General features: G+C 63.1%; 11 protein-coding genes. 7 read left to right on the plus strand and 4 right to left on the minus strand.

Annotated elements, in window-relative coordinates; all coding sequences use genetic code 11:
• Positions 1-59: 59 nt before the first annotated feature.
• The gene (locus V1279_RS36775; protein WP_334445799.1) at positions 60-1064 is read left to right on the plus strand and encodes a glycoside hydrolase family 3 N-terminal domain-containing protein; all 1005 of its coding nucleotides are present in this window, start codon (positions 60-62) and stop codon (positions 1062-1064) included.
• A 100-nt stretch (positions 1065-1164) separates the two neighbouring features.
• Entirely contained in the window at positions 1165-1371 is a 207-nt protein-coding gene (locus V1279_RS36780) for a hypothetical protein (protein ID WP_247518766.1), read from the plus strand.
• Positions 1372-1410: 39 nt separating this feature from the next.
• Here the strand turns inward: V1279_RS36780 and V1279_RS36785 are convergent, their stop codons facing one another.
• A complete protein-coding gene (locus V1279_RS36785) occupies positions 1411-1848 on the minus strand; it encodes a hypothetical protein (protein WP_334445802.1) in 438 nt (145 codons plus the stop codon).
• Between the two features lie 685 nt (positions 1849-2533).
• Between V1279_RS36785 and V1279_RS36790 the strand changes: the two genes are divergently transcribed.
• Positions 2534-3106: a helix-turn-helix transcriptional regulator gene (locus V1279_RS36790; RefSeq protein ID WP_334446744.1), complete on the plus strand. Its 573-nt coding sequence runs from the start codon at positions 2534-2536 to the stop codon at positions 3104-3106.
• Between the two features lie 45 nt (positions 3107-3151).
• On the opposite strand, the gene V1279_RS36795 is transcribed toward V1279_RS36790, so the two are convergent.
• The 3 genes from V1279_RS36795 to V1279_RS36805 all read right to left on the minus strand — a co-directional run bounded on the left by V1279_RS36795 (position 3152) and on the right by V1279_RS36805 (position 5039).
• Entirely contained in the window at positions 3152-3412 is a 261-nt protein-coding gene (locus tag V1279_RS36795; protein ID WP_442894862.1) for a hypothetical protein, read from the minus strand.
• A 233-nt stretch (positions 3413-3645) separates the two neighbouring features.
• Complete coding sequence (locus V1279_RS36800; RefSeq protein ID WP_334445804.1) at positions 3646-4029, minus strand: response regulator; 384 nt, start codon at positions 4027-4029, stop codon at positions 3646-3648.
• Between the two features lie 284 nt (positions 4030-4313).
• Positions 4314-5039: a Crp/Fnr family transcriptional regulator gene (locus tag V1279_RS36805; protein ID WP_334445807.1), complete on the minus strand. Its 726-nt coding sequence runs from the start codon at positions 5037-5039 to the stop codon at positions 4314-4316.
• Positions 5040-5846: 807 nt separating this feature from the next.
• Between V1279_RS36805 and V1279_RS36810 the strand changes: the two genes are divergently transcribed.
• The 4 genes from V1279_RS36810 to V1279_RS36825 all read left to right on the plus strand — a co-directional run bounded on the left by V1279_RS36810 (position 5847) and on the right by V1279_RS36825 (position 12463).
• Positions 5847-6263, plus strand: a complete 417-nt coding sequence (locus tag V1279_RS36810) for a response regulator (protein ID WP_334445809.1) — start codon at positions 5847-5849, stop codon at positions 6261-6263.
• Positions 6264-6540: 277 nt separating this feature from the next.
• A complete protein-coding gene (locus tag V1279_RS36815) occupies positions 6541-8787 on the plus strand; it encodes a DUF1522 domain-containing protein (RefSeq protein ID WP_334445811.1) in 2247 nt (748 codons plus the stop codon).
• A 171-nt stretch (positions 8788-8958) separates the two neighbouring features.
• Positions 8959-9339, plus strand: a complete 381-nt coding sequence (flbT, locus tag V1279_RS36820) for a flagellar biosynthesis repressor FlbT (RefSeq protein WP_334445813.1) — start codon at positions 8959-8961, stop codon at positions 9337-9339.
• A 367-nt stretch (positions 9340-9706) separates the two neighbouring features.
• The gene (locus V1279_RS36825; RefSeq protein WP_334445815.1) at positions 9707-12463 is read left to right on the plus strand and encodes a hybrid sensor histidine kinase/response regulator; all 2757 of its coding nucleotides are present in this window, start codon (positions 9707-9709) and stop codon (positions 12461-12463) included.
• Positions 12464-12496 lie beyond the last annotated feature (33 nt).

The raw sequence follows: 12496 nt of genomic DNA on the forward strand, positions 1-12496 counted from the left end.
CGATTACTTGCTGAACTTGGCGTGGTCCGGACTCCAAGGGCTATTCTTAAGGCTATCACATGCCCATCGGCGAACTCTTCATCCTCGGCTTCTTCGGCAAGACCGTCCCGGTGTGGCTAAAGGAATTCGCCGCCCGCTACGGCCTCGGCGGCGTCATCCTGTTCGACTATTCCTGCCGGACGCGCGAATACGACAACAACATCGAATCACCCGAACAGGTGCAGCGCCTATGCGGGGAGATTGCCGCGCTGCCGTCAGGCCCGATGGTGTTCATCGATCAGGAGGGCGGCCTGGTGCGGCGGCTGAAGGAAAGCCGCGGCTTTGCGCCCTTGCCGAGCGCGAAGGAATTCAACCATCTCGCGCCGGATCGCAAGCGCGCGATCCTCGCCGCGAGCTTTGCCGAGCTGCGGCGGCTCGGCATCCACTATGATTTCGCGCCGGTGATCGACGTCGATTACAACCCGGATAATCCCAATATCGGCAGGATCAAGCGTTCCTTTTCCGCCGACATCGCCGAGGTGGAAGCCAATGCGCTGCTGGCAAGCGAGGTGGCGCGGGCGCAGCGCATCGGCCTGTGTCTGAAGCATTTCCCCGGCATCGGCGGCGCGGTAGTGGATTCGCATCAGGAATTCATGGATATCTCCGATGCGCTCCGGGGCGAACAGGAAGAGTTGTTCTATTCGCTCGCGCCAAAGATGTTCGGCGATGCAGTGCTGGTCAGCCACGCCATCGTCAGGCAATGGGACCGGGATAGCCCGATGACGCTGTCTGCGGCGGGGCTTGGCCGTTTGCGCAAGCGACTTCCGGACACGCTGCTGATCACCGACGATATGCAGATGCAGGGATTGCAGAAGGCACTGGGCACCGGGGAGGCCAGCCTGCAGTCGCTGAAAGCAGGCATGGACATGCTCTGCATCGGCAACAACTTATTCGATCAGGAACATGAAATGGCCGCCATCGCCGAATACGTCGAACAGAGCCTGCGCGACAAGACCTTGTCCGGTTCGGCAATAGAGAAATCGATCGCGCGGGTGGCTAAGCGAAAGGCGCTCTTGATGGCCTGACGGGTGGAACCCGTGGTCATCCAGGTCAAATCCGCCGAACGATCTGTTGCGTTGCGAGGCCGTTGAGACTACAAGCCGTTTTTCAACGGAAAGACCGACGATGGCCCATAATTTCGCGATCAATGACGACGTTCTTCACCAGCAGCAGGGCCCGCAGGGCCGCGCCACGGCGAAGGAACGCAGCATCTACACCATCGTCACCTGCCTGCCGATCGAGTCCGACGGCCGCCCGCGCTATCGTATCAAGAGCAAGACCGAGAACGTCGAGCGCGTCGTGACCGAGGAACAGATCTCCAGGCTCGGCTGATCCCTCGGGGCATTCCCATCGGAACCGTTCAGCGCCGCCCTACTGCGCCTTCTCGTGCGCCGCGATGCCGATCGCCTTGTAATCATAGGTCGGATAGAACTCGGTGCGGTAGCTGCCCCAGGCGGTGTTCTCGATGATGCGGTTGACTTCGCGCAACCGCGACGCCGGCAGCCGCAGCGTCACCACCTGCCCGATTCCCATCATTATATACCAGCTCACGACCTCGACGCCTTCAGGCGGGAAAGCCTTGTAATATCCCTGGCGCTGGAGCTGCGCGTTGAGCTCGCTCAACGGCCGCGACTGGTCGTGCTTCAGGAACACGGTCAGCATCACGGCATTGTCGGCCGTCGGCGCCGCGTTCTCCGCCGGTGGCGATGCGATTTGTGGCGGTGCGGTTTGTGCCGCGGCGCCCGAACTGAACGCCAGGGCGCCGGCCAGCACGGCCATTCTCATCCATGATCCCTTTGCTTGCGACATCGCCGTCTCCTTTTTTGGATTCGTTGCGGGATGATTTTGGGCCTCGATCATTGCGAGGTTGCCGGGGTCTATAAATCGGAATCGGTGCGTTTTCGCGGCTGGTTGTGAAGCAAATCATACGCACGTGACGGCGCTTTGCGTCCGCGGCCGCCCCAGTCAGCAAGGACCGAACCGATGAAAGTGCGGCGGATGGCCTATTGGTGGTTGTCGTCTCGGGACGATTCCTGGAAAAGTTCCTCAAGCTGCGTCGCCCCTGATCCACCGCCGCGACGACAGCCGACCCCTGGTCTCACCCCGTTCAACCAAACGATCTCGGCCTGGCGTCATTCGCCGGCGGCGCCGAAGTACGCCGGCCGCAGAGCGTTGCAGCAGGGACGCCGCCCGGATGCGGGGAAGGTCGAAAAAACCGGGGGTCGGTTGAGGTCTATTAACAAAGTAAATGAGGTTGCCGTGGAAATACGGGGCCAGCAGGCTGCGCTGTTTACCTTTGGGTCATGCAGTTTCCTCGATGTCGACCGATTTAGCGGTGTTTTCAGCCGATTTCGGCCTGCCATCAGGGCGAGCTGATCGCTTCTCCGTATTCATACGAGTTGGGAAATTAACCATGAAAAAAGGGTGAGACCGATAAAATAGTTATATGTCAGGACAAGACCAGCGCGCCGCCGATTCGCACTTCACGAAGTTGATGGAACGCATCACACCTCTCGAAGAGAATCCTGAGATCGTCCAACTGTCCGCCGCGCGCGCGCGTGTCGCGGAAGAGGCGAGCGCGGCGATTGCCCGGCAGTTGAACGGGCCCCTGACGGCGTTGCTGCTCTACATGAATGAGATCAAGCAGCACAGCCACCAGTTTTCGCAGGTGCCCGGCAACCGGCTCTACCTGCAACAGGTGGTGGAGAACGCGCTTCAGCAAACCGAGCGCGTCTGCGCTCTGGTGAAGCAGATGTCGGACAATCATCCGGCGCCGGCCTCCGATGCCGTTGGCAAGCAGGCAAGCGAGGCCCAGGCCCGCCACCCCGCGGATGGCGCCCGCAGGCCGGGCCTGATGTTCGCCGCGGAGACCGGCCAGAAGCCGCTGACCAGGCGCGAGCGCGAGGTGCTGAGCCTGATCAGCGAAGGTTGCTCCAACAAGCAAGGCGCCTTGCGGATGAAGATCAGCCCAAGGACATTCGAGAGCCATCGCGCCGAGGCCATGCGCAAGCTTGGCGCCCGCAACACCGCGGATCTGGTTCGCAAGGCGCTGCTGCAGCCCGCCTGATTTTCCCGAAAATGATGCCTGCGATGCGCGGCTGAGCGTGCGGCTTCAAGGCGCGTTCTGCCGTTCAGCAGAAATCTTCCATGAAGGAGCGAGCGCGCGGCGCGGGTCGCGGCGAGAGGGCTTGGGCTCTTCCGGGATGATCGTGATGGTCCACGCCGCCGGAACGCTCGACTTGCTTTCCACGATCGATCGAACGTGGCCGGTGACCGCCGGTCCATCCGAACGCACGGTTGCGGTCCTGCCATTGAACTGGGCGATACGGAAACGCCGCACTTCCTTCTGATCGCTCGTTTCAAACGTGAACATGAGGGGACTCCTTGGTCCCCGCAACTATCCTCAGTCAACGTTATCCGGAGGTGAAAATCTCAAACCGTAGTAGTACGGCTAACCCGCCGTCGGCGGCGCGGAGCGAACCGGCTCTCGAAAAGACATCTTGCGAGGTGCGCCGCTCGCAGGTCGTTGCATTGGCAGCGGCAGCGGCGACGGATGTGCGGCGTGGCCCTGGAGGCGGCGATGCGCTCCCGGCGGATGTCAGTCGGCTATCCGGGAAACACCGCTTCCATCTTGGTCTTCAGCGTGGCGGCGTTGAACGGCTTGACGATGTAGTTGTTGACGCCGGCCTTCTTCGCGGCGATGACGTTCTCGGTCTTGGATTCAGCCGTGATCATGATGAAGGGCGTCTTGGAGAATTCCGGGCTGGCGCGGACTTCCTTGAGCAGGTCGTAGCCGGTCATCGGCTCCATGTTCCAGTCGGAGATCACGAGGCCGTATCGCTTGGTCTGCAGCTTGGCGAGCGCGGCCGATCCGTCGCTGGCCTCGTCGACATTCTCGAATCCGAGTTGCTTGAGAAGGTTGCGGATGATGCGGATCATGGTGCTGTAGTCATCGACCACCAGGATCGGCATCGACAAGTCAAAAGCCATGTCCTTAACTCCGCGCAAACAGCAAGCCGCCGAACACAGGTGAATGCGCGTTGCACGCGAAGAGTCTCGATTGCCGTTTCTCGAACCCGCACCCGTCAGCACCGTGACAAGTATCAGGGCTCATTGAACAGCGCGTTAACTCGGTTCTGGTCGAAACGCCGCAATCGCCGCGATTGGCCGTAATAATACGGTAAGGTGTAGAGGATTGCGCAATCCTCGCGCGCAACGACGGCGCGATGCATATCACAGATCGGGCCGCGCCGCCGCCGGGTCGCGGGAACCGATCATGCGGCCGCGCAGTGGATGCGCGGATGCAGCAGCCTCGTGTACTGCGACTTGACCGTCGCGTAGCACTCGCAGGAAGTCTTGATCAGGCCGTCCACGTTGGTGATTTCGATATGGCCGCGGCTGTAGTGGATGAAGTTTGCGTGCTGCAGCGTGTTGGCCACCAGCGAAACGCTGTTGCGGCGCGCGCCGATCATCTGGGCCATCGCTTCCTGGGTCAGGACGAGCTTGTCGCTGCCGGAGAGGTCGCGCGTATGCAACAGGCATCGCGCCAACCTGGACTCCACCGTGTGCGAGGCGTTGCAGCCGGCAGTCTGCTGGATTTGCGCATAGACCGCGAGGCCGTGCCGCGCCAGCGCGGTACGCAATGTGGCGCTCTGGTCTGCGGCCATACGAAGCTGATCGAGATCGATCGTCGAGGCGGCGCCGGGCACCAGCACCACGGCGGTGTTCAGCGCGACGGCGTCGCCGAGCGCGGCGAATGCACCGAAAATGCTGTCGCGGCCGATCATCGCGATCTGGACATGCTCGCCGCGCGCGAGCTTGACGACCAGCGAGATGACGCCTTTGTGGGGGAGGTACGCACGCTTGAGCGTTTCGTCGACTTCGACCAGCACCATATCCTGGCTGAGATCGGCGGCACGCAGATGCGGGCGAACCAGTTCGAAGTCGTCCGCCGTCAGCGAGGACAAAAATCCATTCGGAGAACGAGGGGCTGAATCCAAAGCAGTCTCCTGCCTTACGGGCCAAGCCGGTCTCTGGCATCCAATACGTACAATCCGAACTGCAGGATGATCCTTGCACATTTTGTTGGCAAGAAGAATTGGCAAAATAGACGCACGCAGTCGGCGCTCGAGGCCTCCCCGAGACGCAAGGCCCTCGGCCGGGTACCTCGCGGGCGGCAGCTTTTCGTCGCATTCAGCGAAATGCATGCGCCGCACGTCGGTCATCCGTGCGAGGAATTCCTGGATCGGCGGCCGTGCTTTGCCGTCGCACAAATCCCATGAGGGCAACAACAGGTGCGACAAGCGCGGCTCGACCGGGTGAGACGCATTTGCACGCAGCAGATCGCCGGGCGTTGCATCAACCGGGCCTGCTCATGCCGTGCCAGTTTTTTCGAAATGCGCTGCTCTGCTCGGCGGCGGCTCGAGCATCGCCGAGGCTGCTTCGAGATGCGGGCAGGGCGACGCAGAACCCGCAACAATCGAGAGGGTACAATGCCGCTTGCATCGAATGCGGCAGATCGAACGTCTCGCGTCATCGATGGCACGACGCGTCGCATGCCGGGAGCGAGCATAAATTCCCGGCCCGATGGCGCGGGTTGTGGAACCGGCCTTATACACTGTAGAGGGCAGACAGGCCGGCGGTTTGCGGCAGAAATTCGGTACTGCACTGATTCGCAAGGCAAACTGCCCGCGCGATCGTGTGAAAGGTCGTCCCTTTTGCAGGGTCCAAAACCAGACAGCCCCACGATGATTGCGACTGAGGAATGATTGAACTGAAAGTACGCTACCTGCTTCCCGGGGGCTGACATGACACGCATTCTCATCGTCGATGACGATCCCATGGTCTGCGCGGCCATCGAGATCTATCTCGAACGTCACGGCTTTGATGTGACGATAGCCGACGGCGGCGATGCCGGGCTTCGTGCGCTGGAAGACTCGCGCTTCGACCTGATGCTCGTCGACATCTTCATGCCGCACATGCGCGGCTTCGAATCGATCAGGATATTCCACGAGCGCGCGCCGACGGTTCCCCTGATTGCGATGTCGGGATACGCCTTTGCCAACCTCGCCTCGCCGGCGCCGGACTTCCTGCGCATGGCGATCGAGCTCGGAGCCGCGCGCTGCCTGCGCAAACCGTTCACGCCGGGGGCGCTGCTGGCGCTCGTTAACGAATGTCTTGCCGAAGCCCGGTCCCGTTTCAGCGGCATCGTCCAATCGAACTAGCGACTCGCTGATATTCCGCCGCCGGCGATCGATTGCTCGACGGTCGATGCGCCGCTCAGAGCCTTCCGCGATCGGCGGCGTTGGCGCGCAGGGACCGGGTCCTGCATCGGTAAGACTCTGTTTACCATAAATGACATCGATGAAGTTTTTTTGGCCTTTCGTATTTGTACGGATCGGCGCGTTAACCTGCGGGTAGGGCTCGCGGACGAGTGTGGCACGGTCGCCCAATGAAGTTGCGGCGTTGCGTCAATCGTGTTCATCCAGAAGGATATGAGTTATGTCAGGTATTGTTCTCTCGTCGTCGGTTCGCCAGAACCTCCTCTCGCTGCAGTCGACCGCCGACCTGCTCGCGACCACGCAGAACCGCCTTGCCACCGGCAAGAAGGTCAACACGGCCCTCGATAACCCCACCAATTTCTTCACCGCGCAGTCGCTCGATTCGCGCGCCGGTGACATCAATAATCTCCTCGACGGCATCGGCAACGGCGTGCAGGTGCTGCAGGCCGCCAACACCGGCATCACATCGCTGCAGAAGCTGGTCGACACCGCGAAGTCGATCGCCAACCAGGCGCTGCAGAGCGCGGTCGGCTACTCCACCAAGTCGAACGTCTCCGCCACCATCACCGGCGCCACGGCGACCGACCTGCGCGGCACCACGAGCTACACCAGCGCCACCGCAGCCTCGAACGTGCTGTACTCCGGTGCCGCCGGCGGCACGACCGCTGCGGTTTCTGGCTCGAAGCTGGGCGGCGTGGTCGGCACTTTGACCGGCTCCGTTACTATCCACGCGTCGTCGACGAAGGACTCGCTGCTGAACGGCACGGCAACGGCGGGCGACGCCAACGCTCTGATCAATGCGGGCGAAACCCTCACCGTCAACGGCAAGACGATCACCTTTGCCGCAGGCGTCGCTCCGGCTACCGAGCCAGCGGGATTTACCCAGCTGGACACGCTTGGCGGCACGACCACCGGCAACGTCTTCAGCGATGCGGACGGCAATTCGGTCGTCTATCTGGGCGGATCGGGCACCGAGGCCTCCATCGGCGACCTTATGGCTGCGATTGATATTGCCAGCGGTGCACAGAGCAACGTGGCCGGAGTTTTGACCTTGAATGCCGGCCAGACCGCCTCTACCCTCGCTGGCGGCGTCCTGGCCGTCAAGAGCTCAACCGGTGCCGATCTGTCCATCACGGGCAAGGCTGACACCCTGGCGGCGCTGAAGCTTACGGCTTCGGTCGGCGCTGGCGATGCCACTGTCGGCGCTGCCCGTACCACCGCTGCAGCCACCCTCGGTAACCTGATCCAGGACGGCTCAACGTTGAACGTCAATGGCAAGACCATCTCGTTCAAGAACGCGCCGACGCCCGGCGCGGCGGCGGTTGCGGCCGGCTCCGGTGTCAGCGGCAACGTTGTCACCGACGGCAGCGGCAACTCGACGGTCTACTTGCAGGCGGCGACCACGGACGACGTGCTGAAGGCCATCGATCTCGCGACTGGCGTTCGGACCGCGACCAACGCTAGCGGTACGGCGACGGTGGCCACCGCCTCCGGCCAGACCAACTCCTCGATCAACTCGAGCGGCGCGCTGCAGATCTCGACCGGCACGAACGCCGATCTGTCGATCGTCGGCACCGGCAACGCGCTCTCCTCGCTCGGTCTCACCGGCAACACCGGAACGGGCACCAACTTCACCGCGGGTCGCACCGCGGCGGCTGGCAGCCTCTCCGGCAAGACCTTGACCTTTACCTCCTTCAACGGCGGCGCCGCGGTCAACGTCACCTTCGGCGACGGTTCCAATGGCACGGTCAAGACGCTCGACCAGCTCAATGCCGCGTTGCTGGCCAACAACCTGACCTCGACGGTTGACTCGACCGGCAAGCTGACGATCTCCGCCACCAACGACTATGCTTCGTCGACCCTCGGTTCGGCAGTGGCAGGCGGTGCGATCGGCGGCACGCTGACGACCTCGATCACGTTCACCACTCCGTCCGCTCCGGTGGTCGACGCTTCGGCGCAGACCGTTCGCAGCAACCTGGTGAGCCAGTTCAACGGCATCCTGTCGCAGATCACTACCACCGCGCAGGACGCGTCGTTCAACGGCGTCAACCTGCTCGGCGGCGATCAGCTCAAGCTGACGTTCAACGAGACCGGCAAGTCGACCTTGAACATCACCGGCGTGACGTTCAACGCGGCGGGCCTCGGTCTGGCGAACCTGACGAGCGGTACCGATTTCATCGACAACTCCGCCACCAACAAGGTTATTGGCAACCTGAGCAGCGCCTCTACGCTGCTGCGCACGCAGGCTTCCGCCTTGGGTTCGAACCTGTCGATCGTGCAGATCCGTCAGGACTTCTCGAAGAACCTGATCAACGTGCTGCAGACCGGCTCGTCGAACCTGACGCTGGCCGACACCAACGAGGAAGCGGCGAACAGCCAGGCGCTGTCGACCCGCCAGTCGATCGCGGTGTCCGCGCTGGCGCTGGCCAACCAGAGCCAGCAGAGCGTGCTGCAGCTCCTGCGCTAAGCGGGACGGCAACGTCAACGATCAAGGCGGCGGGGGAAACCCCGCCGCCACCATCGATCCAAAATCCCTGAATACTTTATTGCGGCATATCCGCCGCGCATTTGCACGAACGATGTTTCGCAAACGTCGTGAGCCGCCGCGCTCGCGCGCGTCTTCGAACGGGGGACGATTGTGCCATTACGTGTTGAACTGAAGCCGTTTGAACGGATCGTGATCGGCGAAACCGTCCTCATTAATTCCGGCACGCGCACCTCGTTCCTGATCGACGGTGACGCGCCGATACTGCGCGAACGAGACACCATCAACGCCGAGACAGCCAATACGCCCGCCAAGCGGCTCTATCTCTGCCTTCAGACCATGTATCTGAAGAACGACATTCCGCGTTACCGGACCGCCTATCAAGGCTTCCTGCGCGAGCTGCGCGAGACCAATCCGGGCGCCCGCGTCACGATCGACGCCGCCAATGCCCATGTTGCCGCTGGCGCGCTCTACAAGGCGCTCAAGGAAATCAGGAAGCTGGTGAAGCGCGAAGATGAGCTGCTCGCAGCCTGATCGACTTTCGCCGCGCGCCCGTCCCCAAATCGTTATATCCGGCTGCTGTAGCCCGGGCGAGCCAACGGGTCGCGCGAATGCGCGCCCGATGACAGGCTCCGCGACCCCGGGGAACGGTGGTAACAACTTCCCGCATTCTATTCGTCCGGCACCGCTCCCGGGGTCGCTTCGCTCGCCCGGGCTACAAGGCTACGGCTTCATCGTCGTCGACCGCGCAAGTGTCGTCGACCGCGCCGCTACGAACGGCTGCTGACCACATTATTCACCATATCCGTATTAGCACGGACGGTGAAATTAACGTAGCCGTGAAATCCGGAGGGTTAGTCTGCAGGAGGCCGATATCTGATTTTTTGGAAGGCATGCGCATATGGACGACCTGTTGCGGGAGTTCCTGACGGAGACCAGCGAGAGCCTGGATACGGTCGACAATCAGTTGGTGCGGTTCGAGCAGGACCCGAGCGACGCCAAGATTCTGGATAACATTTTCCGGCTGGTCCACACCATCAAGGGCACTTGCGGCTTCCTGGGGTTGCCGCGGCTGGAAGCGCTGGCCCATGCCGGCGAGACGTTGATGGGCAAATTCCGCGACGGCATGCCGGTCAAGGCCGAGGCCGTGACGCTGATCCTGTCCTCGATCGACCGCATCAAGGAAATCCTCGCGGGCCTCGAGGCCACCGAGACCGAGCCCGAGGGTACCGACGAAGACCTGATCGAGAAGCTGCATGCGATGGCCGAAGGCGGCCACCATGCCGAGGCCGAAGCGCCCGCGGCCGCGCCCGTCCCGGTGGTCGCCGCGCCGCCGGTGCAGCCCGCAATGACGGCGGGCACGCTGGTGGACCAGGTGCTGGAACGCCCGTTGCGTCCCGGCGAGGTCTCGCTCGACGACCTCGAACGCGCCTTCCGCGAGACCGCCACCGAAGCCGCCCCCGCGCCCAAACCCGCGCCGGCCCCCGCCGTCAAGCAGGCCGCACCTGCGCCCGCGCCGGAAACCGCCCCCGCGCCGCCGGCCGCCAAGGAAGTAAAGGCCAAGCCGGCGAGGAAGCCGGTCGCCATCGACGCCGACGTCCAGGAAGCCGACAAGATCGCCAACCAGTCGATCCGCGTCAACGTCGACACGCTGGAACACCTGATGACCATGGTCTCCGAGCTGGTGCTGACCCGCAACCAGCTTCTGGAAATCTCCCGCCGCAACGAGGACACCGAGTTCAAGGTGCCGCTGCAGCGGCTCTCCAACGTCACCGCCGAGCTGCAGGAAGGCGTCATGAAGACGCGGATGCAGCCGATCGGCAATGCCTGGCAGAAGCTGCCGCGGATCGTGCGCGACCTAAGCGGCGAACTCGGCAAGCAGATCGAGCTCGAGATGCACGGCGCCGACACCGAGCTCGACCGCCAGGTGCTCGACCTGATCAAGGATCCGTTGACCCACATGGTGCGCAACTCCGCCGACCACGGCCTGGAGACCCCGGCCGAGCGCGTCGCCAGCGGCAAGGGCGAGCAGGGCACGATCCGGCTTTCGGCCTATCACGAGGGCGGCCACATCATCATCTGCATCGCCGACAATGGCCGCGGGCTCAACACCGAGCGGATCAAGGCCAAGGCCGTCTCCAACGGGCTCGTCAGCGAGGCCGAGCTGGAGAAGATGACCGAAGCCCAGATCCACAAGTTCATCTTTGCGCCGGGCTTCTCCACCGCCGCCACCGTCACCTCGGTCTCCGGCCGCGGCGTCGGCATGGACGTGGTGCGCACCAATATCGACCAGATCGGCGGCACCATCGATATCAAGAGCGTGGCGGGTGAGGGCTCAAGCGTCACCATCAAGATCCCGCTGACGCTGGCCATCGTCTCGGCCCTGATCGTGGAAGCCGCCGGCGACCGCTTTGCCATTCCGCAGCTCTCCGTCGTGGAATTGGTGCGGGCACGCGCCAACTCCGAACACCGCATCGAGCGCATCAAGGACACCGCGGTGCTGCGGCTGCGCAACAAGCTGTTGCCGCTGATGCACCTGAAGAAGCTGCTCAAGATCGACGACGGCTCGTCAAGCGACCCCGAGAACGGCTTCATCGTGGTCACGCAGGTCGGCAGCCAGACCTTCGGCATCGTGGTCGACGGCGTGTTCCACACCGAAGAAATCGTGGTCAAGCCGATGTCGACCAAGCTGCGGCACATCGAGATGTTCTCCGGCAACACCATTCTGGGCGATGGCGCCGTGATCATGATCATCGACCCCAACGGCATTGCCAAAGCGCTCGGCGCCTCCGGCTCCTCGGCCCATGAGATGGCCGACGAGGCGGCGGCGGCGCATGGCTTCGGCAGCGAACAGCTGACCTCGCTGCTGGTGTTCCGCGCAGGTTCCAGCCAGCCCAAGGCGGTGCCGCTCGGCCTCGTCACCCGGCTGGAGGAGATCGCCACCGACAAGATCGAGCTCTCTAACGGCCGCTACATGGTGCAGTACCGCGAGCAGCTGATGCCGCTGGTGCAGATGAACGGGGTCACCGTCCAGACCTCAGGCTCGCAGCCGATCCTGGTGTTCGCCGACGACGGCCGCTCGATGGGGCTGGTGGTCGACGAGATCATCGACATCGTCGAGGAGCGGCTGCACATCGAGGTCGCCGGCCAGCAGGACGGCATCCTGGGTTCGGCCGTGATCAAGGGCCAGGCGACGGAAGTGATCGACGTCGGCCACTTCCTGCCGATGGCGTTTGCCGACTGGTTCTCGCGCAAGGAGATGCGGGCGTCGTCGACGGCGCAATCGGTGCTGCTGGTCGACGACAGCGCCTTCTTCCGCAACATGCTGGCCCCGGTGCTGAAGGCCGCCGGCTACAAGGTGCGGGTCGCCGTCAACGCGCAGGAGGGGCTGTCCGCGCTGCGCTCGGGCCACACCTTCGACGTGGTGCTGACCGACATCGAGATGCCCGACATGAACGGCTTCGAGTTTGCCGAAGTGATCCGCGCCGACAACAATCTGAGCACGATGCCGATCATCGCGCTGTCCTCGCTGGTGTCGCCGGCGGCGATCGAGCGCGGCCGGCAGGCCGGCTTCCACGATTACGTCGCCAAGTTCGACCGTCCCGGCCTGATCGCGGCGCTGAAGGAACAGACCGCCGAGACCAGGAACGCGGCATGAACAAGTTCAGCCGGACGGCCTAAGGAATAATGC

Origin of the sequence: Bradyrhizobium sp. AZCC 1610, from assembly GCF_036924515.1 — a bacterium.
Classification (GTDB): Bacteria; Pseudomonadota; Alphaproteobacteria; order Rhizobiales; family Xanthobacteraceae; genus Bradyrhizobium.

Coding starts and splice junctions, on each gene's coding strand:
- V1279_RS36810 (WP_334445809.1), top strand. CDS start 5,847: ATGACACGCATTCTCATCGTCGATGACGATCCCATGGTCTGCGCGGCC.
- V1279_RS36815 (WP_334445811.1), top strand. CDS start 6,541: ATGTCAGGTATTGTTCTCTCGTCGTCGGTTCGCCAGAACCTCCTCTCG.
- V1279_RS36795 (WP_442894862.1), bottom strand. CDS start 3,412: ATGTTCACGTTTGAAACGAGCGATCAGAAGGAAGTGCGGCGTTTCCGT.
- V1279_RS36790 (WP_334446744.1), top strand. CDS start 2,534: ATGGAACGCATCACACCTCTCGAAGAGAATCCTGAGATCGTCCAACTG.
- V1279_RS36780 (WP_247518766.1), top strand. CDS start 1,165: ATGGCCCATAATTTCGCGATCAATGACGACGTTCTTCACCAGCAGCAG.
- V1279_RS36825 (WP_334445815.1), top strand. CDS start 9,707: ATGGACGACCTGTTGCGGGAGTTCCTGACGGAGACCAGCGAGAGCCTG.
- V1279_RS36785 (WP_334445802.1), bottom strand. CDS start 1,848: ATGTCGCAAGCAAAGGGATCATGGATGAGAATGGCCGTGCTGGCCGGC.
- V1279_RS36800 (WP_334445804.1), bottom strand. CDS start 4,029: ATGGCTTTTGACTTGTCGATGCCGATCCTGGTGGTCGATGACTACAGC.
- V1279_RS36775 (WP_334445799.1), top strand. CDS start 60: ATGCCCATCGGCGAACTCTTCATCCTCGGCTTCTTCGGCAAGACCGTC.